This is a genomic window from Pseudoalteromonas sp. S2755, assembly GCF_005886535.1.
Lineage (GTDB): Bacteria > Pseudomonadota > Gammaproteobacteria > Enterobacterales > Alteromonadaceae > Pseudoalteromonas.
Map to the genome: position 1 here is coordinate 13,205 of NZ_PNDS01000055.1, position 24,233 is coordinate 37,437.

Below are 24,233 nucleotides of genomic sequence, written 5' to 3' on the forward strand. Positions count from 1 at the left end.
ATCCCCAAGGCCACTGATGTGGCCTTTATAGTTTATAGGTTGCTGTTTTTCTTTGCCTCTAACATGGCTTTCCAATGCATAATCTCAGGAGATAAAATAGGTGCTTCACCGTCAAATCCTGTCACTTCCAACATTTCCTCAACTGTCACCACACCGCCTTTACGCTTGAATACTCCACGCACATACGCAATCGCATGCAGCCCACGCTTAGAATGAAAGCGCTGTTCAATGTAAAAGTATTTATGATCCCATCCCACTACCTTAGTGGTTATGGTAAATTTTTGCAGTGGTTTGATATCACGAATGTAAGTAATTGCTGTTGCGTTAACAATTGGAAACCAGCGGCGTTTCATCACAGCTGCAAATAACCCAACTCGCTCTGTCATCCAAGTGCGCGCCAAATCCATAAATGCTAGGTATCGTGAATTGGTCAAGTGCATATTGATATCGCAATCACTTGGCAGGGCGCGGTATTCAATATCAATCGGAGACAAAATGGAGTCTGCTATTTGTTTATTCTGTCTTATTCTCCAAAACAACAGTAGCAAACGGAAATATAAATTCATAAAAATGGTCTTACCAGTTAATAATTTTTCGATTCTAGCATAGCAATTCATATTCTAAAGTGATTATTTTGCTACGCTTACTTCTATAACCGATGCATTGCTTTGACCCTTAGTTGCGGTAATGCTCTTGGTAAACTAGATTAATACCCTGAGCTTCAAAAAATGAACGCCTTTCTAGCATGGCAAAAAAGGTACATAACATGAGCTTAAAAACAATGAGTTCGGTCCTACATACGCGAGCCTCAAATTAAGTAAAATAACTGAAGTGAAGTCGATGAAAAAATTATCCTTTGTTACCTGTTCCACCTTATTTGCCTTTTCCAGTATGTGCTACGCAGACTTTGACTTTAAAGGGGAAGGCACACTAACCTACCCAACCGGTGTCGAGAAAGCGTTTGAGTTTGGTTTTGCTTGGAACAAACAGGCTGAACAGTTTCGTATCGGTGCGAATCTCTATGACATGTCTGAACTACCAGAGTCATACTCTGTTGCCATTACACTGAGTAAAGACGATACCCGAGTGTGGATCCAAGAGTTTAATCAAGGTTTTATTTCTGAGTTTAAGTGGCAAATTGCAGATCATCACATCTCTCTTGCAAAAAAAGAATTTAGTGACTCCGTAAAGGGTAATTACGTCTTAACGGTAAATGGTATAGATTACTTCTTTGCGCGAGATAACGTTAGCATCACACTTTCTTTTGAAGAAGATGGCATTAAGAATATTAAGGTCGATGGCGTGACAAAAGACATGGGAACTAAATCATAAAGGCCACACAAATTGCATGGCCTTTAAATTATACTTTGACTGTTTTTCTGTTTATTCCATATTCACGCAGCTTATTGGCAACGGCTGTGTGACTTAATCCCAAGCGTTTCGCCAGCTGTCTTGAGCTTGGATACGCGGGGTAGAGCTTGCGCAACAAAGTTGCTTCAAACCGCTTCACGGCTTGATCTAACGTCCCTTCAAAATCAGACTCCAAATAACCTAGGTCATGCGTAAAGGTCGGTAGGTTTAGATGCTCAGTACGAAGCTCTTTATCATCAAGCAACGAAACCGCTCGATAAATGGCGTTTTCTAGCTGCCTCACATTACCGGGCCAAGGGTAATTCTCTAAAAATTCAATACATTCTTTGGCCAGTGTTGGCGCTGGATGACCATTTTGCTGAGCATATTTTTGTACAAAATGCTCAGCCAAAGGCCCGATATCTGCTTTTCTATCCCTCAGCGGTGAAATTTCAAGTGTTAACACGTTAATGCGATAGTAAAGGTCTTCTCTAAATACGCCCTCTTGAACCATTGCGGGCAAGTCTTTTTGCGTTGCAGCTATGATGCGAACATTGACCTTAACTTCATTCTCGTCACCGACTTTACGGAATGTGCCATCTTGTAAGAAACGCAATAACTTAGTCTGTAACTGGGTTGACATTTCACCCACTTCGTCGAGGAATACCGTGCCACCATCAGCTTGCTCTAGTACACCACGTTTTGGCGCTGCATTTTCTTCATATCCAGCATAACCAAACAGCTCGGACTCAGCAACGTCATCAGGCAGCGAAGCACAAGAAAGTGCGATAAAAGGCTTTAACGACCGATTGGAAGCATAATGACACGCTCTAGCCAATAGCTCCTTACCCGTACCAGTTTCACCTGTGATAAGAATTGGCGCTTCTAGCTGTGCCATTTTTCTAGCTTCACGCACAACTCTGCGCATGGCTGTGCTGTGATTATGAATAGTCGCAAAACTTTCCTGGCCATAACGACGAAATGCACTGACTTGCTGTCCTAATCGAGACTGCGATTTAATGTTAATCACAGCACCGGCTAATACATCGCCTTCGATCCCTTGGGGCACCGAAATTGGCAAAATATCAGCAATAAAATCTTCCCCGCCCACTTCTACACGGGTTGTCTGGCCTAACACCTCTTTACCTTCTAACCAACGGGTAAAGTTAAACCCTTTCAAAAGGTTGTTAATGTTGGCACCGATCACTTCCTTTTCAACCATGTTAAGGTCGCGACAAGCTGCGTCATTACAGTGGCGTACCCAGCCTTTAGCGTCAATAGAAATTACACCATCAGGCAAAGCGCTAAGCAAGGTATTCAGCTCATTATGCTCGCGTTCTGACGGTAAAAATGCTGTAGTACGGACATCTTCAACGCCATCGATTAAGCGGATCTCAGGCATAATCTTCTGAAACTGTTCAAATTCGATGGGTGGAAAGCTCACGTACATTCGACAATTTACTGAATCGACCTCTATACCTTTCAAGTCGACACGGTAACTCACCAAGATATTGAGAATTTCTTGGGCAATACCAATACGGTCAGCGCAATGTATCTCTAGACGCATTTGTTCCTCAAAGCGGGTTTACACAATTGACGAGATCATACTCTAAGAATAGCTGGCCGACTAGAAAAACGTAAAGAATATTGAACAGAATTTTAGCTATCTTCGTAAATTCTTGTTCTATACTAATTAAGAACTGAAAAAAGTTGTTTTTTAAGACGTTTTTCAGCGCTTGTTAAGCTTTTGATTTGGAAACTTACATTCCTTTTCAAAGGATTGCAACGCATAAAGAGTTACAGATATAATACTAAAGAATTGGATAATGTATCTTTTTTGAAAGCAGGCTGGTCACAATGAAAAAAATCTTAATTTTAGTATTACTATTTGCGCTCACGGCCTGCTCAGTCGAGGATCCAAACGAAACAGGGCCTTCACAAATAGATAAGGATGAAGATAAAAGCCAACAAGATAGGGATAACGAGACGCCCAATTTAAGCGTGTTACTGCAAAACACAGAAGCGATGCCCATCGCCAATGCTAGCCTCACGATAAATGCTTTGTCATTTACCTCAAATAGCGATGGTATCTTTGACCTGTCGGCTCTGGAGTACGGCGCTTATGTTGCAGAAATATCTCACCCGGATTATTTACCCTTGGTTTTTACCTTAACGAATCAAAGTAGTAATGAACAACAGCTCACTCTTGAGTTAAAGGATAAGTCGAGCACGGTAAAAACCTTACTTTTTGCGGGTGATACCATGTTTGGTCGTCGTTATTTCAACCCTGACCTCATTACCATGGGGAACTCATTGCCCAGCACCCCTGACGGACTTATCCAGCCCCAAAGCGCGGGCCCTGATGCTCAAGCTCTAGTGCAGTTTATGCATCCATTATTTAAACATGTCGATTTTGCTTCGGTTAACTTGGAATCTCCAATTCTAAAAAACCCAACAACGGTCCACCCAAGTAAAGAGTTTGCATTTTTTAGTCTGCCAGAGTCATTAGTTGCCCTCAATGATTTGGGTATCGACTATGTCGCACTTGGCAATAACCACGTTTATGACTATCGAGCTCCAGGGCTTAACGATACCTTGAAGTATGTTGAGCAAGCAGGGTTTAAACACAGTGGCGCCGGCATAAATGCGACCGAGGCATTCAAGCCCTATAGTTTAAGCATTGGTGAAGCAACCATAGATTTTGTCTCGGCGACTTCTATCACAGGTGACCAACATACTGTTACATACGTGGCATCAGACGCTAAAGGGGGCGCAGCCGATCTGACTGACACCAGCGGTATTAGAGAAACAGTGGCTCAGGCCAGTAACAACGGTCGCTTTGTTGTAGCTCAACTACATGGTGGTGACGAGTATGCTTACGCGCCAACAGCATACATTTCAAATCGCTTTGATTTACTCTCCAAAAATGGCGCGAACTTAATGATCGCGCATCACCCCCACGTTGCACAAGGGTTTGGACTATACAATGGCGTACCAACCATACTTGGGCTAGGCAACTTTGTGTTTGAGCAAAATCGTCTTGAGACCTTTTTAGGGCTAATTACAGTTGTCGAATTAGAAACCGCAGGTACTCCTAAAATCAATGCATTAAAAGCCTATCCCGTTTATCTAGAAGACTATGTTCCTAAGTTTGTAAGTGGCGATCTTGCCAATACCCTACTAAAACGCATCGCTGAATTTTCTTCACCGGAAATTGGTATTTCATTGCGCTCTGGATTTGCAGAAGTCACCTTTGACAAACCTATTCAAGCAAAAGAAGTCGAGCAGAAAGTCATTACCTTGGAAGCCGGTGAGCACATTGTTGATTTACGCCAATATTCAAACAGTGCTGAGTTTCTTAGCAAACTCACTTCTAGTAATGCGCAAGTAGAGCTTGTGCTTGGTCGCGACTTATTGTTCTTTGGCGATTTTGAAGACTGGGACAGCGATGACGAAAAAGGAGAAGTCTCTCGTTGGTTAATTGAGGCCGACGATATCGCGCCCTGTTTAGTCGGCAAATATCGTGGCGTACGAGGACTTTGTCTACAACGAACACAGTTTAACGAAACACCAACGCGTGTGCCGTTCAAACATACAATTCGTACCATGCCTATTACGCCAGCGCCGAGCACAGCACAGGCCTACCATGAACTCTCGCTCTTTGGTTATGCCAAAGGAGAGAACGCTGGTGAGTTGAAAGCTGATATTCGTATCTTAACATCAGAAGATAGCCTTATCTTTTCTGAGTCAACGCCCCAATTAAAGCCAGCAGGTAGCTATGAGTGGCAAACGTTTAGACAAGACATTACCTTACCTGACGATTCCGTTGTGCTTGGCGATGAGGGACTGCCTGCTCGTGGAGTCCAGTTTGGCCTCTCCATGGCACCACCAAGTAGTGGTGAAAGTGCCTTATTCTTGGATGATATTGCGATGATCTCATGGCAGCGCCCTGTTCAGCTTCAAAGCGGTCAGTGGCAAAGCGCACAAATCCATGGCCTAGAATTTATTAAAATAAAAGTAGCGAAGACGACTGAGCTGACACTCACTTTTAGCCAGCAATAAGAGAATAAATAAAGCATGTCGGTTTTTAGTCAATTAAATTTTATAAAACGCCAGCGTGAGTTTTGGCTATTTATGAGCTTATTCGCTATTTTGTTGATCGCCTCGGCATCCGGCTTATATAAACAGGTAAACCTAATTGGGTTAAAGTGGTTTTCTAAGCTCAACACCACACAAGCAACGCAAGTAGTCGTGATTGAAGCGGAAAACTTACAGCAACAACATCAGCAGTTGGCAAAAATACTCTCTGACTATCAACCAAAAGCCGTTGTATTCTTTGCAAATACCGAGCTTTCGCCACAACAAAACGACGGCCCGATTTACTATCCATTCAATACGCAATCGGTTTGTCTGTTGGAAACGGAAAATTGGTATGGCAGCGCAATCAGTCTCGCACCACCAGCTAATACTTGTAACATACTGTGGGATAAAATATTTCCCCAGCATGGTGAATACCTCAACAAAATTATAGACTACTCGCTGCCTTATTATTCGCTACCAAAATTTAGCGCGCAGAGAGTGCTTGATGGCGACCTATTCACAGCACAACTTAGTGAGAAAGTCATCTTAGTTGCTCAACATTCAAAATTTTCACGCTTGAATAGTAACGCTTATTTTGGCGCGCAAGAACTTCCGCCTGTTTACCTGCAAGCATTTATCGCCAATAGCTTTGCATCCGACAGCTTTATTCAACCTTTAAATAAAGTGACGATAGCCGCACTCATGGTACTAGCATCAATATTTTTCTTAGTGTGGTACCAAAGAAATGCGACAAAGACCAATGTCGTCATTGCGGTATTCACCAGCATATTACTTATTATAAGTGGCCTTGCTGCGCATCATTGGTACTCCGTGTTATTGCCGCTTGGTGAGTTGTTATCTTTGATATGGCTGACGCTACTTTGGGTGTTTATCTCACTGAAATGGTCAGAAGAAGAAAACTTAAAGTCTCTCATAGCCCTGATCCAGCAACGTATGTTAGGTCGATATCTTCCACGTCACTTCCTAGAGCAAAACGAGCCTTGGGATGCGATCATCCAACTGGTTAATCAACAGCTAAACCTGAAAAGAAGCATCTTTCTCACCCGCTTAGAGGGTGACCACAGAGTAACTGAAATACGTGCGATACACTGTCAGCTCAGTGATATCTTAGAAATGCGACGAGATTATGAGCGAGTACCTTATTCAGATGCAATCAAAGCGTTTGGTGCTATCAAAATTACCCGCCCTTTCTTCCAACAACTAGCGGAGGATGAGCAGCAGTATATCGCGCCTTTGATGTACGCAGGAGATGTTCGGGGGTTTTGGGCGCTAACTGTCACTCCTCAAAACAACTTTGATGAGCAAGCGTTTATTAAAAATGTGAATCTCTTTGCACATCAAATTGGTGAATTACTATTTCACTATAAAGTCTTTTCTGCTGAGCAAAAAAACCTCAAAAGCACACTAACTCGGGCGCTGACTTTTTCTCTGAAGGAGCCATTAAGTCATAAAATCAAAAATGCAATTAATGAGATGGATCAAAAACTCACCTCACTGGAGCATGTCTTCAACCAGCTTCACAGTGCCAGTATTTTATATAACTTATTTGGCCAAATTGTGCAGGTAAATGAATCTCTTGAGCGCTTTGCTAGAGAACATAAGCTGTCTATTTTCGACATGTCCGCCCTAGACTTACTTTGCCGCTGTACCGAGATGGATAGTGAACAGGCCAAAGGAAAGCTGCGCTATTTAACTCTAAAACGTGGCAAGATCGTATTACCTGTATATTTAGACAATCGAACTTATTTACTAAGCATTCGCGCCTTACTCAAACAGTCAACCAGTCTTAACGCCAGCACACCATTTGAGACTAGTGGGGTATTGTTTGAGTTTATAGACCTTGGCGAGCAGTTATCTCAGCTAAATGATAAAGAAGCCTTTTTAACACACTTGTCAGAGCAGCTTGCGGTTAACGAGCAGCTTTTACCTGAAGAGTGGGATGACGAATAGATGGACTGGACGCTGATGCTATTTCCAAGTGCGGGCGGACTTGGGCAGTCCGTTATCACGTGTGTTTGGATAGGCATCGCGGTTGTCGCATTTTTCAACCTTAGGTTTGGCTTCCCGTTAACTGGTTTAGTGGTTCCAGGCTATCTAGTCCCTCTATTTATAGTGAGCCCAACATCGGCTTGGGTGATCATTGTTGAGGCCATTGTCGTTTATGGCTTGATGCGGTTTTTTGCCAAAACACTGGTTGAGCGACTGGGCTATGCTGAAATGTTCGGTCGTGACCGGTTTTTTGCCATCGTTTTGTTAAGTATTATTGTTCGAGTTACCATGGATGTGCTGTTTTGGCCTGTGGTCGCTACGCACCTAACACAATGGGACATCACTTTTGATTACGCCGCACAGCTTTATAGTCTCGGACTCATTATCATCGCCTTGACTGCCAATGTAATGTGGAATGGCGGCTTTAAATACGGCATAAAAGTCACTGCTATTCAGTTGGTTGTTACCTATGTCATCATTCGTTTTGGATTGATGACGTTCACCAACTTTAGCATTGCTAATCTTGCCGTTATGTACGAAGCAGTTGCGGCCTCAATTATTGCAGCTCCTAAAGCTTACATTATCTTGGTGATCACCGCTTTTATCGCATCAAGGGCTAATTTAAAGTACGGCTGGGAATTTAATGGCATTATGCTGCCAGCGCTGCTGGCACTGCAACTGATGCAACCCACTAAGCTGCTTACATCATTCGTAGAAACAGCGATTATTTTAGTCTTTGGATATGTAGTTTTAAACTTTACGCGGTTAAAACATGCCAATATCGAAGGCGCGCGTCTCATGTTGCTGTTTTTTAATATTGGCTTTGTCTACAAGCTTATTTTGAACTATGTCGTCGTCGGTTACTTCCCAGCCTTAAAAGTGACTGATACCTTTGCTTTTGGCTACATGCTATCGACCTTACTTGCCCTTAAAATTTACCAAAAAAATGCGCTTGGACTTGTGATCCGTGCAACTTTTCAAACTTCAATTGTTGGTGGCTTCATCGCCATCTGTATCGGTTTTGCAATTATGGTTATTCCAAGCCTATTCGTAAAAAGTAATACCTTAGCGGTAAATGAAACAGTCAGCGATTTAACACTCAGCCAAGTGATCAGTAATTATAAGAGCCAGCTGTATACTCAAAATACGGCTAACGTCAATGTCAGCCAATATGTGACCGAGCAGCAACGTAGTCACTTTAAACAAGCGGTTAGGCTGCTTAAACAGAATAGTAATTCACGCTATGCCGAGGCCGCCGACTTACTTCGTCAAGCTGATTTTTCTTTGCAGCGTACGACACAATTTTTAGTTATAAAAGACAATCAACAAGATCACAAGCGCGGCCTGTTTATCATTAATTTAGCAGCTCAAAAAGCTCATATAATCAGTGTGCCTTATCCCACCGCTGAGCGGCTTGCCAGCGAAGCTGCCGGGATATTGTTTTCCTACTGGCAAAGTAAGGCTATGGCGTTTGGCAATGCGCGACCTAACCAAAGTGGCGATAGGAACGGCAAACAAAGCGAGTTTTATAGTGACTTTTTTATGGCGATGGAGATTCCAGAAGTCGTCCAACTCAGAGAAATTAATCGGCAAGTAAGCCAATTGATGCATCAACACAGCTTGAAAGAAAACGCACAGATGTGGATATTTAACAGTGTACCAAGCTCAGTGCAACAATCTGAACTTGCTACCTTGTTTAACATCAACGATGCACACTTTGGTCTCGCGGCAAATGCGCCTTTACCTTACAGCCAGTTCCATGGCCAAATGATTGAGGCGTATTTAAGCTCGGATAGCTACTCGTCGTTGCTAAGCGCATATGGCCTGCAACGTATAGACAAAGACATGGATAAGATAAGCACAAGCGATGACAGCATACAGGCACTTATTGAAAAATTTTCAACTCACATTAGTGCCAAAGGCAGCGGGGCATATAGTGCTCTGAGCGATACCAGTGCTGCACTATGGGAGTATGAAGTGTTGCGACCGCTATTTGCTATCACCCAAAACCTTGAAATAGTAACAGCGCCAGAAACACTTGAAGTAAGGCTGAGTCAAATAAATCGCGTAGCAAATCTATTACAGTACCAATTAACATTAATTGAAAATAACCAAGGACAATTCGTTGCGATTTCTCCGTTGGATACCAAATCTGCCTATGACTTAGGTCAAGGTGTGTATTTTATTGCGTTGTTGGCTAAACCCTCCCTCACCATTGCTGTGCCTAGACCACTCTTTGAAAGTAACACGTTGGAGTTCTCTGGCCGGCTGTTTACAGCTACTCACGCAAAGTTACTAGCAATCGCTGGTGCTCACCCATATACCAGCATAGATGCCAATGTAATGGCAGCCGACAACGTACGCTCATTGTTTAATGTGGTGTATCAAAGTGCACAGCGCTACTTTTATGACAACCCCTTACTTAACTTACAGATCCGTAGTCATAGCGCACCTGCAAGCATAAGACCTTCAGCGCTTGCGTACCAATTCACTACGCCTAACTCTATTCATAATGACACCATTGCTAAACTACAAAGGGTACTCACTGATCTTGGTGTTAATACTCAAACCGTATTAGGACAAGAAGCAACAAGAGGCTTGGAGCTCGGTACCACACCGCAGTCTGGATATCAGCTGTTCGCACCAAAAAGTGAGTTAGCGGCACTGTGGTTGGCATCAGATTTTAAATCGCACTTTGCCATTACCAGCGATGCATTATTGCAGCGCCTTTTAGCCGTTGCACACACACCTAAGCTCAAGGTGATCGACTTGCTTACCCTCTCTCCAAATGATTGGCATGAGGCCAGTACCCCCTTTATTGATGCACTTCACGTCGCCACAGGTCGCTATGCAACCACCCAACACTTACCGGTGTTCCGAGCACTTTGTCAATTCGAAAGCCAATGTAAAATAAGTGCCTTCATCACGCATAGAAATGGTGAGCTGGGATTAATGTTTACCCGTGACAACACACTGCTCGCGCTATACTTACCAAGAAGAAATCGCATTATTGATTTAGCCACTTATGCAAAAGCGGTTCATGAGGGGCGTTATGTACTGGATTAAGCAGATATTACGATTTGTTATTTTTACGACTTTGCTATTACTTTTTGTTTGGTTCGCCGTCACTTTATTTGTGTGGGTAAAATCGGCAGAGCCCTCAAATACCTCGACTCTATTTAATATCCGTTCCAATGTTCATTGGCTAAAGACCGACAGTGCACTGAAGTTTTCCTTTTCCCCATCCCGGACTATGTCTGTTCGTGTGTTGTCCAATGGGATTTTCGAATCTCAGCCGCTGGATGAGCAGCCTGTCAACTATGCTATTGAATATCAGTTACTTGATGCAAAGGGAACGGTTATTTATAAAGGTACTTATCACCATGCGGCTAAAGCTGCCTCAAACGACTTTCAGCAACAGGTAAAACAGATTATTGAAAACCGTGAAGCATTAGCCGTGGCGTCAGGGCAATCCTTCTATTTAAATCGTGAAGAGTTACAACAGGCTACAACTATCACCTTAAAGTTGATACCAGAAAATGCTCAGCTTAAAGGCGTAGTGGTACGCGTCCATGCCCAAACTAGTAACAGTATTACCGATCCCGCCAAAGCATGGCTTAAAAGACCAACTGAGTGGCGCGAACGCATGACGAATTACCACACTATAGGTGAAAACGCCTTAACCAACGAAGAAAAATACAATTCGGTCATGTTGGATTGGCAAAAGCTAGCGCCACAGGGCGTGCCTAACATAGACTTTCGTGCTGACTTGTTATACGAGTCACTGCCCTACAATGTACTTAATCATGATTTTTCGACCCAGCTAGATTTAGATAGTTTGTTTATTTCTGAGCAGCTGAATGCCAGTTTTCGTGTCTATGAACACACGGAATATTTAGTAAGCCATCCCGAAAAAGCAAACCTCACACTTGTTTGGCATGATTTACGCCAACTCGACGCACCAAGGCGACTAACACCTGAGATGCTATCCAATACCCAATCCAAATTGAGCAACTTACCAGCTGGCCTTGTTACCATTAGTGCAAACGCACCTACCAGCATTCAGGTGTATAGCAATGGCGTCGACCCAATAATCCCGCTGCATAGTTATTATTATATACTCAACGCCCAAACGTCGGTGTACTATCAAGTCTCTCCTAAAAGTGATATCGCTTTGGAGTGGCGCGCGCCTGCTGGCAGCACTGTCTCTGTGAGCCTCTATAGCAATAATCAGCGGATCAAGGACTATGTTTTTACCGCAACGGCTGAGCTAGCTCTGTATGATAGGCTGATAACTGAAACCACAGAGCGTCAAGCCTTACCTGCCGCAGAGAGGCGTTATTTAGCAATACCAGGTAACGTGAATCAAATCAAAATTGCAGCCGAAGACGCGATGGTGAAGCTGCAAGCACGCAGCCCAACATTTAATTACCTGAGCCATCGTTGCGACCCCGTGTGTGACCCTGAAAGTCCAATCTATCAGGGAATTGACGCATGGTTTAGCCAAAAGGCCGACAACCATTACCTCTTTCATACTCAAAAGCAAATAGCCTCAGTGCGCTTATTTGAAGCGCCACCCGAAGTACCTGATTTGCTCCCTCAGTACCGATCCAAAGACTTAGACCAACTTTTAGCTGTATCGGATATCGCGCTGGTACCCATTGAGCAAGCTTACTTTGATACCTCAGTACCGCAAATGGAGTTCGAATATCGTCAGGTAGCTAAATCTGAACTCTTTAAGCTCGGTGAAGCAACAAACTACCCAAGCAGTGTGATTGTGAAGCAAAAGCGTAAACCGACACTATTTGAGGTGCCACTAAACACTTTACAAATAGAGGAATTAACGAATACTCAGGCACTTTTCATCAATCAAGGGATCCCAAGAACCATGCGGAAGATCCGCCTGTACAAAGTAGCGAAATCAACACCTCTCACTGTTGCTGTAAGTGATAATAACTTGCAACCTAACGCGTTGGTCGTCAAAGTGTTTAGTGCCGACCCTCAAGATAAAATCACGGTTGCAACCACTCTGGATAGCACTAAGGTACTCACCCCAAGCGATGAGTACACCATTTTAGCTAAACACTTTGTCCTACATCCAAACACAGCACAAATGAGGATGTTTTTTAACCCTAGTCACACTGAGCTGTACGAGTATCCAAGTATTACTTTGCCACTGTTTCAAGACTTAACATCGCCTAACACCATAACGCTTCGCTTTTCACATGATGTTTGGATAAGTGTACTGGAGGAACATGAACAGCCTGATGCAACATTAAACTGGTGGCAAAATGAGACGCCTTAGTAGCTACGCGCTTTACATAACATTCAGCCTGGCATTAAATGTCAACGCTGCGGTTCCCAACAGCAGCACAATGGCGCGCTGGTTTAACCAACCTGTGACGCTCGACGGCTGGCAATTAACGCATCAAGCAGAGCAATTTACATTGACGCCAAAGCCTCAAAGTGATGCGCATGGCGAAGTCATTTATGCGCCAACGCATCGACCTTGTGTGGTATCTGTTCCACATCGTTTTCACGATAAGCATACACTGACCATCGGTGAGCATATTTTCCAACACAGTTGCCAAGTACTCGTGAGCAACACAAAGCACAGGTACAAGAGCAATGACACAGCAAAAACCTATGATTACGCCAAGCAAATAAACAATATTCACGCTTCAGCGGTTGTAGGTTTTACATCTTTACACCCAAAGGCAAAAGTGTTCCAAATACATGGGTTCAGTCAGAAAAAGCGAAAGTCCGACGCAGGTAAACTAAGTGAGATAATATTAAGCCAAGGCCAAAGTAATAATGACACACTCTGGAAGTTGAAATCTTGTCTTGTTAAACAAGGTTATCGGACGCTGATTTATCCGCAAGAGGTGCGAGAATTAGGCGGGACGAAAAATGTCCTACATCAACTTACGCTCCCAGAATATAGTTTTATCCATATTGAACTAAGCTATCAAATAAGAAAGCAATTAATTAATAACAATCAACAACTAGAGCAGTTTACTCAATGCGTGCAATCACTTTTATAATGACACTATTGCTGTTTGCGACGATATCCCGAGCCAATGAGGTAGGGATACAAACGGCTGCCCAATGGGTTGATTTGCCACGTATGCAACTTACTCAAGCCAGTGCCAACAAGTATTTCGCACCGCAGCAAAAAGCGTGGTTGTTTTTGCCAAGCCGTGCTTGGTTAGTCACAACACCAAATTCCCTTGAGACATTTGAGTTTTTTGCAGGTGAAACGCCAGAGCTACAACGTGCTATTCCAACGTCCGACTGGTTATGTGCTCAATCCCGCTGCCAATTGAGTGCAACGGAACAAAATCGATTAATTCAGGTTGCATACCAAGGTGATAGTGATCAATCTCTCGCACTTTGGCAGGGCAGCATGCACAGCCACAGAGATCCCTATCGAAGAGCCCTTAGACTGCCGGGGCTTGACGACCAAACACTACAATTAGCGCAAGATACAGAGCGCTGGTTCCATCTACAGCCTACTCAAGTGACAAGCGTGTTCTTTGAACACGCCAAAAAGCTCAAACTAGAGGTTAGAAAAGATCTGCATGCGATTGCACAAAATGGTACTGTCACGATTAAAGTCAATGGTGAGGTTATCAGCACCATTGCGATATCAGATATCCAAGCGGACGAGTACCTTGAGCCTAAAGTAGGCTTGTCTAATCAAGATTACATTGCCGTCCCAAAAGGTAGTTACCTCACCATCACAGCTACCGTGCCTACCTATGTCAACTTACTACAAATGCATCGTGGTATATACGATGACAATGCAGGAATAAAGCAGCAAGAGCGGTTGTTTAACCCATACTGGAGCAAACAGCTAAACGAACAGCTCAGCACCCTCTACATAGATGGTGATACTTCATCACTCGCTTTTAACGTTGAAGACACAGCCATAGCTTTTAAGCGTAAGCAAATGCTTAATGATATTGCCTCTACGGTTTATTTTTTAACGCCAAGCTCTTCTCAATCGCTCACTCATCATGTTGCCCTAAGCGGAGTGACACTTGGCAGTCGCACAGTCTCAGGTCATGTACTGCTCACCTCAAGCGCGCAGCGAGTGAATTACATAACGTCATCTCAGCCACTTAATTATAACCTTGAGAACATATCAAGGATTGATAACGAGATTACTCTATATATTCGAGCAAGAACGAAAGAGCGCTTAACCCTCACCAGCGAGCATGATCAACACTCGCTGCTGGTTACACCTAGCAGTCACTTTCAAAGGCTTACCCTAAAGGTAACCCCAGCATCGACAAATATAACGATAAAAGGTGCTAAGCAAGCGCTTGATATCGCTGCAGCAGTGAATCGCTTACAACCATTTCCCGACTTCTTACCTATGACGCAGGAAGCATTATCCAAAGGGTCACTTATCCAAGACCTGCTGGCAAGAAGCAAACAAAATAGAGCAGATACTTACAATTTATCTCTCAGCGGACTGAGCGCACCAGAGCGAAGTGTTAAGACTGACAGCCATAGCCAGTTTACTGCCACCAAAGTACTTGCAGAATTGCAAATCGTAGCAAAGACTAAACCCCTCATTGCACTTGCAAAACTGAAGCCTTATTTGAACGGCCATAGCGAGCAAGTTATGCTAATGGCTTGGCAACTTAATATTGCTATTTTGACGCAACTAGAGCGCAGTGGAAACGCCGAGGTACTACTAAAATCTCTACTTAAAAGCAGCGCTCAATCTTTAAGAGAATACGCTGCCAATGAGCTGCTCACGAGATACTTAGTACTGAGTGAATATGTTCAAGCTAGCCTGTTGTGCGCCGCCTATGGAACGGATATTACACAATATCAATGCGATGACATCCTGTTGACATATCTGCTTGATTCAAGAATTGTGCAAGAGGCGCTTTGGACAAGCGAACAAATGATGTTAACACCTAAACAAGCCGAGCAAGTAGCTGTAATTCAAACAAATGAACTTACTCAGCCTCAGTACAGCCTTAACCACTATGGTTTACAAGCCGTGGAGTCAATGGATACTCAAACTGAGCTACACTCACTAAGCCCTGATAGGCCCATCAAACTTGTCGCAAAAACCCCATTGACGGTAAATTTGAGTGCACGAGCAGCTTACCAAGGACAACAATATAAGAATACTCAATGGCTGCTATATGAACACAACGGCGAAACTAAGCTATTACCTATATTTAGCGATATCGCCGCAAACTTACAATTGCAGCCACAAGCCACTCGGTTATCTATTGCATCACAGCAATATATCCACTTAGCGGCAAATGAAAGTCTCACACTTTTCAGCGAAAACGATTTGTTTGTGGATATCAAGGTGCAACCAGAGGCCTCGAATATTCTCGCAAGTGCAGAGCGGTCTGCACACTTGATTAGTGGCACTGATTTGCTTCTTACAAATGAGCTCAGCGCTAAAGAAATTGCAGTAAATACTTTGTATCAACTGAGCCAGCAAGCACTAACAAATGAAGACTACAATAGAGTCCTTCAACGTCTGCACCCAAGCTTATCGGGTGATGCCATCTTAACCGATTTGTATGCTCGTCTAATGCGCTATGGTCAATGGCAAGCTGCCGAGCAATATACAAGTTATGTGGGTACACAAAAGGTCGAGGTTGATACGCTTAAAGCACGAAGCTTTGGTGATCAAATAACTGCACACCTGACAGAAATCCAGCTGTCTGGTCTGCCGCTTAGAGCAAATGAAATACTAACTATTGATTTTTCTGAGTACCAACACGTCCAAGTAAGAGTAAAGTTTGCTTACTCTTCCGCTAAGCAAGTTGTAGCACCGCCTGCTAATGTAGAGCTAGTAGGGCCAAATCAAGGTGATGTCATCTCTTTGCAACCTACGCAACCGCTCTATTACGGCATTAAACAAATCGAAACGCGCCAAGGGTTACTGCAATTGCGCTGGCTCAATCCCCTATCTGGACAAAGTGTGAGTGTACGCCCGCAATACTTCGATCAAGGCCAATGGCATGATATTCCATTGGATACTAGGCAGATTTTTTATCGCTCTGACAAAATAACCCCTATCACGGCAAAATTAACTCAAGATAGCCTGATTAAAATTGAGACCTTTGCTGACGGTATTAGAAGTGAGGCCACCTATTTCCACCCAGCGGGACAAGTTTCACTCACCGCTCAACAACAGCAAACGTTAGCACGCATGTTTATCTGGACGTTAAGCCCAACATTGCATCGCGTTAACCTAGTACCTGAAGTGCCACTGTTTTTAAAAGCCAAACTACCGTTGGCTCCAACAAGTGCTGAGCCGGTATTTCAGCACGCTCGCATTGAAACTGATGAAAGTCGCACTGGCATCGAAGGCTTTTTGAATATTGATAGCGATGACATTGTACAAACAACAGAGCCTAGCCCGAGCCGAACCACTCTCGATTTAGGCTTGTCATTAAGAATGAAAGATGAAAATAACTGGTATCGTATCGATACTTTCTACACGATGGACAATCATCATCAAGACACCTTCTCCATTAACGGACAATATGATTGGCTTTCACAACAGTCGAGTTGGTTTGCAGAAGCAAGAATACGTAATCGCTGGCAAGATGCAACAGCCATCAGTGAAACCCATTTAAGCTCAAGTGTTTCGGCAAAGCTTGGCCAAATTCACCGCTATAATACTGGTTTTAGAAGCATTTGGTGGTGGCAGCCTTTTTACACTTACACCAGTATCAGCAAGGAAGAGTTTATTGCAGACGAGCAAATTGGTCCTGATATGTACACCTTTTACCGTAATAACCATAAGCATGGCTGGCAAGCGCATGCTGGGCTGCGCTATCAACCTTGGGTTGATAGCTACTTCAGCTCAAGCGTTACTCTGACGTCTAATCAGGATTGGCAAACGCTCGACAATGCACTGTTTTCATTTGATTGGAATCAATTTTATCAAGGCCATATTTTCCGCGCAGGATTAACATCAAGCTATGTATTTGCTGATCAGAACCGCCCCAATCCGACATGGCAATACTTAACTCAATTAGGTTGGCAAACGGGTTTTGACTTTAGTCATAACACCGCTGGTTGGTTGAGCGTAACATGGACTCAAGACTGGTTTAACAATACACACCAAATCGGACTCCAAGTACGCTTAGGTAACTTACAGCAAACTGCTTTTGCCCCCTATGCGCATGACGAAATCATTTTTGAGTCGTTACAGCTAAGTCATTTATTAGAGCAAGATTTACATGAGCGCTAAAGCCTTAAAGAGTCAATTAGAAGCCCTATTTTTTGCCGAAACTGAAAAGTTTTGGCTGAACTTGTACCAACATAAATACAGTGCGTTGATCGACGAATTGTGCGCATGGGAACTCATTTACAATCGCCCTGAAAACGAGGATGAAACCGACTGGCTGGTACTTCAATCTATCGCCTTCTTAAGGCATAAGATTGAAACCCTACATGAACAAATTTTACTACTAGAGGCATCCCACACTGGATTTGTACAACGTATTGCAAAGTCTGAATTTGCCAGCGAAAAAGAGCTACATATTATCGCCTATGCTCAAGAACTTGGCACCACTAAAGCTGCGTTAGAGCAAGATAAAAAAGCATTTTCACGATGGTTTGACGAAGGTGCTGTGGTTGCTCGATATCAACATCAAGTTGCCGCTATTGAGCAACAGGTTAAGTTTTTAATCGCCAAACTTGGTGCTTTAACGAATCGATATTTACGAGCTCACCACGATACGCTCGAAAATGCATGGCAACGCTTGGATTTACAGCCATTTTGCTTAAATTTACTCGCCCATAGCCAAAATCAACATATTCGTCATGGCTTGATCCGTTCACTGGTTAATATGGTCGCAACCTTAAACAACTATGAGGTCGACTCGGAGTTGGACGCGGAGCTTATCGCCAAGCTTATTGAGCTGCTTGAGTCTGACAATATGCCCTATCAGGCAACCGTCGATATTTTAGAGATCTTAATACATCAACGCCCCACTTTTATTCGTGCCTATATGTGGGCCTTGCTAGAGGAAGCGAACAACGACGATAGCCAGCAAGTAGACGCGGAAATACTTTATATTTTAAGTGTTTTCCCAAAAATTATTGTCAGCCAGCCGAGGCTTACAGAAAAAGATCTCAATATGCTTCGTGCGCTGAGTGAGCACACATTGCCAAGAGTGCGACAAGTCACTTTAGAGCTTGTTGAGTTTTACCCCATATCGTTTGCCCAAGAGCTAATAACCAAACGGTTTGAGCAAGAGAGTGAAAATGCCGTGCGTTTCACCTTGATAAAACAGCTATCCGCAGACCGATTTTGTCAACACGACTTCGCATTTTTATTGTGGCAACGCGTATTACAAAGCGATTTTAGTATGCAACTTAAGCGCTTAGCGCTTGAGCAAAGCGCGCGTATCATGCTGAATATGCAACTTGAATCAAATCAAGTCGATCTCTGCTTCAAACGGTTTATTGACACCTTAAATGACTGTTTATCAAACGAAAAAAACATCGCCGTTTGTCGTTATATCACCAGAGCCAGAGAGCAGCTAGGTAGTTTCTATCATCAAGCCATCATCGCGCAGCTCAATGCATCCCTAGAAGCCAACGAACAAAGTGACGCACTGGCAAATTGGCCTCAAGATGAACTGGGCCGCTCACTTTCTTATATTGCGCAGCGTGGTCAAAGCCTCAATGCCTCAAAAATGAAAACAGGCTGGCGCATTCAACAAGGCTACCGTCAAGCAAGAAGGTTATGGCGAGTATTACACGAAATAAGACACCCAAGTACCGATAAACGCCAAAGCTATTCCCATACCAAAGCGAAAAAGCCCAGCGTGTTGATCCATGCCCCCAGCTGCACTACCGCAGAAATTAGCGAAACAACAGTGCCTGGGGAGTTACTCTTTAACCTCGCGGAGCAAACCAGCAGACCACATTTGCCATTACTCGACTTTCTGCTAAGCGTGCTTACCAATGACCATAGTAAAGAAGATGCCAAAACCTATACGCCAGATGGTATTTTAACGGTCATTCCGCCACCAACTTTATGGCGACGCTTAAAAGCCTACTGGACTATAACATGGCAATTTGCTGAGCTTGACCATCTACGAAAAGGCAACGAATTAGAGCAACGTAAGTATTTAGACACACTTAACACACTAGGGTTTTCGTTGCACTTCAGTGCCTATGGTGACATCGCAAAAGCACCATTTCCTGTCGCGACAGACATTCAGCGACTTTATACGCGCTCAGGTGCAACTTCAGCGCTGCTCACCATTTGGAGCAGTTTTAAAGAATACGTCGATGCTATTTATCAAAATAGTATTTCGCAGCTGGTTTTCTTTGTGCTTGCATTTATTAGCTACTTTTGGACTCGACATATTTATGTCAGTAAAAGAATAAAACAAAATCGCAAACACATTCCAGTGTCCATTGGCGGTTGGGGAACACGAGGAAAATCAGGAACCGAGAGGCTTAAGTCGGCTTTATTTAGCAGCTTGGCCCTGAGGGTTGTGAGCAAAACCACAGGCTGTGAAGCGATGCTTATCTATTCAAAAATTTCTGGTGAACAATATGAAATTCCACTATTTCGGCCTTTCGACAAAGCAAGTATTTGGGAGCAAGCTGATGTGCTGCATTTTGCAAAGCAGGTAAAAGCTGACATTTTCCTTTGGGAGTGTATGGGTCTGACCCCTAGATATGTAAAAATTCTAGTGCGCTGGATGAAAGATAACTTCGCCACCATTACTAATGCCTACCCAGATCATGAAGATATTTTGGGCCCAACAGGCTTAGATGTGGCAAAAGAGATGTCTGCTTTTTTAGGCTACAACACCCAAGTGTTCACCGCCGAGCAGAATATGGCCTCCGTGCTCAACTTGGCGGCGGAGCAAAAAAACACCTCACTTATTCAAATTCATTGGGGAGATGGATATCAGATCACACCTGACATCCTCGCAAAATACCCCTATGCCGAGCACCCAGATAACATCGCTTTGGTCTGCAAGATGGCACAATACATTGGCATCAATAAGGACTATGTCTATAAAGAGACGGCATCTAGAGTTATTCCAGATGTTGGGGTGCTACAACAGTTTGCAACCGCAAAGATTGGTGCAATTAGCCAAAGTTTTATCAATAGCATGTCTGCCAATGAGCGCTTGGCAACGATTGAAAACTGGAAACGTCTAAACATTATTGAACAGGGAAAGCAGGGGCAAATTGTTGCACTGATCAACAACCGCAACGACCGTGTAGCGCGATCGCAAGTATTTGCTAACATTTTGGCCAATGATCTGCATTTTGATGCCGTTGTGGTGATCGGCACCAATATTGATGGTTTCTTTAAGTACTTTATGGTTGCACTGGAAAACCTCTTACACAGTATCTTCAGCAATAACGACCACAATGCACTGCGTGATTTACTTGGGCGCTTTAAACTTTTACCATCGAAAGAGACGCTGATCGCATCGTTAAACTCCCCGACAGCCACGCTGCCTGAATCTGCATTTTCAAGTATCAACTCGCTACAATCACACCTTAACAGTGAAGATGAAACACATCAGCTAATTCTAAAACGTTTTGAAGCGTGGACAATTGCCCATGCGATTTTGGAAGTTGAAGATCTGAACACTAAGCTTTCGCAAACAGCAGCGCTTGCAGAGCAACTTGCCACTCTCAAATGTACGTTAGTGCATGATAGCGACATTAAGCCTGATGCCCTAAATCAAGTCATTGCCAAACAAGCACTGCCAAATGAACATCAAATTATCGTCGGAATGCAAAATATCAAAGGCGCGGGATTAGGCTATGTGTACATGTGGCAAAAGTGGCAGTTATTTAATCAGCATTGTGAGCGTCTGAGCCGCCGCAGCGTGACACAGACGGAGTTTAGAAATGGCTTAAGTAGAATTTTACAACAAGAGGAACTCAGCGCGATTGAATGCCAATATTTAGCTGACAAGCTCGACTTGTTTGCAACTTTGCCCAATGCTCAAAGTGAATTTAGTCAAGCCGAATTAACGCAAATTAAGCGCAAACTCGAGCAACAAATACAACGTTTAGAGAGTACAGGTAATACCCGAGCTCGCTCACCCATAACACGCTTTTTGAATAAATTGGTCGAGTCATTTTTAGACGCTGGCGCGGCGGTAAAAAGAAAGAAGATCGCAGTTCAGGTATATAAAGATATCGCCGACTTTAGGATCACAATAGAAAAGGCAACCCTTATTTTAAGTGAATTAAATCGTTCACAAAAACCAGGATGGCTGAAACTACAAAGTGGTAAGCGCCGCAAAAAATAGCTCGGCGCTCGTTACCCAACAACCAAAACGTAGATAAGTTTAATGATCAGCGTGACCATTAATAAAGGCAGTACATATTTGGCATATTTTTGCATTTTATCTAGCCCTAATCGTTGCTGATACTTTTCCAACAGCGGTATCAAAACGACCAAAGCAACGACTAAACTCACTAATAATATAACTACGTTCATCTTAGCTCCTCTTTCTAAGCAGGTATCTTACAACCAGTGTTCACTTCAAGCAAAATTCCAGCTATGCTCATACACACATCTGACCAGTAGAATAACAATGATGAAAACTTCTATCACCGAATTATTTGGCATCGAAAAACCCATTATACTACCCGGTATGAGCTGGATTTCTGTACCTGAGCTTGTTGCAGCAGTAAGTAATGCTGGTGGCTTAGGCATTTTAGCCACGGGCCCTCTCAGTAAGAACGAAACACGTGAAGCAATACGAAAAATTCGTGAACTCACTGACAAACCTTTTGGCATTGGTGTGACGTTAATGATGCCTGGCGCCAAAGAAAATGCCAAAGTCGCATTAGAAGAGCAAGTGCCTGTTATTAATTTTTCTTTAGGAAAAGGCGACTGGCTGATAGAAGCGGCTAAAGCCTACGGCGGGAAAGTTATTGCGACTGTGGTGACGCAAAAGCATGCGTTAGCAGCACAAAAATCTGGTGTTGATGCACTTTTGGTTACTGGACATGAGGCTGCAGCCCATGGTGGAGAGGTAACTTCACTGTGTTTGGTGCCGAGCATTGTTGATATTGTTGATATACCTGTGATTGCCGCAGGGGGATTTGCCGATGGTAGAGGACTTATCGCCGCGCTAGCACTTGGCGCAGAGGGGGTTGCGATGGGTTCTCGCTTTGCAACATCCAAAGAAAGTCCTTTGCATCAACATGTCAAAGATGCCGTAGTAGAAAAAGACGTTGAACAGACGATTTATTCCAAAAACTTCGATGGCCTTTATGCTCGAGTAATGAAAACTCCTATGGCTGAAAAGGCAACGCGCCGCCCTATGAACTTTTTCATGGCCACCATAAAATCATTCAAGGCCGCTAAAATGGTCGACATGCCTTTATGGAAGCTACTACTAGGACTGTTTTCTCAATTCGATAAAATTAAGATGCTGTCGCTCTTTGGTGCCGCCACCGAAAAGCTCGAAGCCGCCACTATCCACGGCGATTTAGACCATGGCGTACAGTTTATTGGTCAATCTCAAGGCTTAATTCAAGAAATCGAGTCAGTACAAACCTTAATGGATAACATGATAGCTCAAGCCACTGAGGTGCATTCACGTATCAGCAACATTACCACCGATTAACGGATGTTTGGTATTGACGCGGTAAAAGCGGTATTATCTTGCTTAATATCGCTCAGGCCCTATTTGCGCCAATCAAGTGCTGGCCATAAATTCTGATTTTATAAGTGACTTTCAATGCCTAAACATTATCTTTTCTACATTGAGCAGCCATATAGCTTTGCCATTCTGAGGCCTCTCCAAAACGCTATCCGTGCTAACGGTGACGTGGTGAAGTGGTTTTTAAAGGGTAAAGATGTGAATTCAAGTTCACTTGCACCTGACGAAGTAGAATTACTGAGTGTAGAGGACGTCAAGGCGTTTAACCCCAGAGCTGTGTTTGTACCTGGAAACGTTGTTCCTGACTTTTTTCCAGGCGCCAAAGTGCAAGTGTTTCACGGATTGGAATATAAAAAGAAAGGTCACTTTGGGATCCGCGGTTTCTTCGATTTGTATTGTACTCACGGCCCAATTACCACAGCGCCATTTAAGCAACTAGCACAAAAGCATGGTTATTTCTCGGTGATTGAAACTGGCTGGCCAAAGCTCGACCCTTACTTTGATTACACCAAGCAAGAGAATGAAAAGCCAGTCATACTGTACGCTCCTACTTTTTCACCGAATCTCACGTCGCTTGAAGCATTACATGCACAAATCAAACTGCTCGCAGAATCAGGAAAATACAAAGTCCAGCTTAAGTTTCATCCTAAGACGAAACAACAGTGGCAACAGATGTACATAGAACTTGAAACCATCAGCGACTTTGAAATTGCCGGAAATGACAATCTCATTCCACTCATTCAGCAAGCCGATGTGGTGATTTCTGATACATCTAGCGCCGTTGATGAGTCACTACTAATTGGTAAACCAGTTATCACTTTTAATAATCACCAACCTCAAGATGCGTTAATCAATATTACCGAAGCAAGCCAATTATCTGAAGCGGTTGAACAAGCACTCAATCTGTCCGACGTACAAAGTGAACGTATTGAACAATATATTCAGCAAGTGCATCCTTACCGAGATGGTAAAAGCGCCGAGCGTATACTTGCAGCAACAGAGGCTGTAATTGCTGCTGGATTAAAACGTAAGCCGCTTAATTTATTGAGACGTTATAAAATACGTAAAGCATTGAAATATATGAAGATAAATTAAAATGATAACTTTTTTGACATAAAAAAGCTCACT

Annotated in this window: 13 protein-coding genes; 10 read left to right on the forward strand and 3 right to left on the reverse strand. The window is 43.4% G+C overall.

Annotated elements, in window-relative coordinates; all coding sequences use genetic code 11:
- Positions 1-32: 32 nt before the first annotated feature.
- Complete coding sequence (locus CWC03_RS10915) at positions 33-566, reverse strand: acyl-CoA thioesterase (RefSeq protein WP_138581954.1); 534 nt, start codon at positions 564-566, stop codon at positions 33-35.
- Between the two features lie 274 nt (positions 567-840).
- Here CWC03_RS10915 and CWC03_RS10920 point away from each other — a divergent pair, with 274 nt between their 5' ends.
- Positions 841-1,332: a hypothetical protein gene (locus CWC03_RS10920; RefSeq protein ID WP_171040235.1), complete on the forward strand. Its 492-nt coding sequence runs from the start codon at positions 841-843 to the stop codon at positions 1,330-1,332.
- A 28-nt stretch (positions 1,333-1,360) separates the two neighbouring features.
- On the opposite strand, the gene tyrR is transcribed toward CWC03_RS10920, so the two are convergent.
- A complete protein-coding gene (tyrR, locus tag CWC03_RS10925) occupies positions 1,361-2,917 on the reverse strand; it encodes a transcriptional regulator TyrR (RefSeq protein WP_138581955.1) in 1,557 nt (518 codons plus the stop codon).
- Positions 2,918-3,207: 290 nt separating this feature from the next.
- Here tyrR and CWC03_RS10930 point away from each other — a divergent pair, with 290 nt between their 5' ends.
- Genes CWC03_RS10930 through CWC03_RS10960 form a run of 7 tightly spaced genes read left to right on the forward strand, consistent with a single transcriptional unit; the run spans position 3,208 to position 21,740 of the window.
- Positions 3,208-5,412 (forward strand): CapA family protein, encoded by a 2,205-nt coding sequence (locus CWC03_RS10930; RefSeq protein WP_249314006.1) that lies wholly within the window; start codon positions 3,208-3,210, stop codon positions 5,410-5,412.
- Between the two features lie 15 nt (positions 5,413-5,427).
- Complete coding sequence (locus tag CWC03_RS10935; RefSeq protein ID WP_138581956.1) at positions 5,428-7,401, forward strand: hypothetical protein; 1,974 nt, start codon at positions 5,428-5,430, stop codon at positions 7,399-7,401.
- Positions 7,402-10,506: a poly-gamma-glutamate biosynthesis protein PgsC/CapC gene (locus tag CWC03_RS10940; protein ID WP_138581957.1), complete on the forward strand. Its 3,105-nt coding sequence runs from the start codon at positions 7,402-7,404 to the stop codon at positions 10,504-10,506. It abuts the gene before it with no gap.
- Positions 10,493-12,745 (forward strand): hypothetical protein, encoded by a 2,253-nt coding sequence (locus tag CWC03_RS10945; protein WP_138581958.1) that lies wholly within the window; start codon positions 10,493-10,495, stop codon positions 12,743-12,745. Before CWC03_RS10940 ends, CWC03_RS10945 begins: the two co-directional genes overlap by 14 nt.
- Entirely contained in the window at positions 12,732-13,484 is a 753-nt protein-coding gene (locus CWC03_RS10950) for a hypothetical protein (protein ID WP_138581959.1), read from the forward strand. The genes CWC03_RS10945 and CWC03_RS10950 overlap by 14 nt, the downstream gene beginning before the upstream one ends.
- Complete coding sequence (locus tag CWC03_RS10955; RefSeq protein ID WP_138581960.1) at positions 13,463-17,686, forward strand: hypothetical protein; 4,224 nt, start codon at positions 13,463-13,465, stop codon at positions 17,684-17,686. The genes CWC03_RS10950 and CWC03_RS10955 overlap by 22 nt, the downstream gene beginning before the upstream one ends.
- A complete protein-coding gene (locus tag CWC03_RS10960) occupies positions 17,676-21,740 on the forward strand; it encodes a poly-gamma-glutamate synthase PgsB (RefSeq protein ID WP_138581961.1) in 4,065 nt (1,354 codons plus the stop codon). Before CWC03_RS10955 ends, CWC03_RS10960 begins: the two co-directional genes overlap by 11 nt.
- 11 nt (positions 21,741-21,751) lie before the next feature.
- Here the strand turns inward: CWC03_RS10960 and CWC03_RS10965 are convergent, their stop codons facing one another.
- On the reverse strand, positions 21,752-21,931 hold the full coding sequence (locus CWC03_RS10965; protein ID WP_138581962.1) for a hypothetical protein: 180 nt from the start codon (positions 21,929-21,931) through the stop codon (positions 21,752-21,754).
- Between the two features lie 100 nt (positions 21,932-22,031).
- Between CWC03_RS10965 and CWC03_RS10970 the strand changes: the two genes are divergently transcribed.
- The gene (locus tag CWC03_RS10970) at positions 22,032-23,069 is read left to right on the forward strand and encodes a nitronate monooxygenase (RefSeq protein ID WP_249314013.1); all 1,038 of its coding nucleotides are present in this window, start codon (positions 22,032-22,034) and stop codon (positions 23,067-23,069) included.
- 114 nt (positions 23,070-23,183) lie between these two features.
- Positions 23,184-24,200, forward strand: a complete 1,017-nt coding sequence (locus CWC03_RS10975; RefSeq protein WP_138581964.1) for a CDP-glycerol glycerophosphotransferase family protein — start codon at positions 23,184-23,186, stop codon at positions 24,198-24,200.
- Positions 24,201-24,233: the final 33 nt, after the last annotated feature.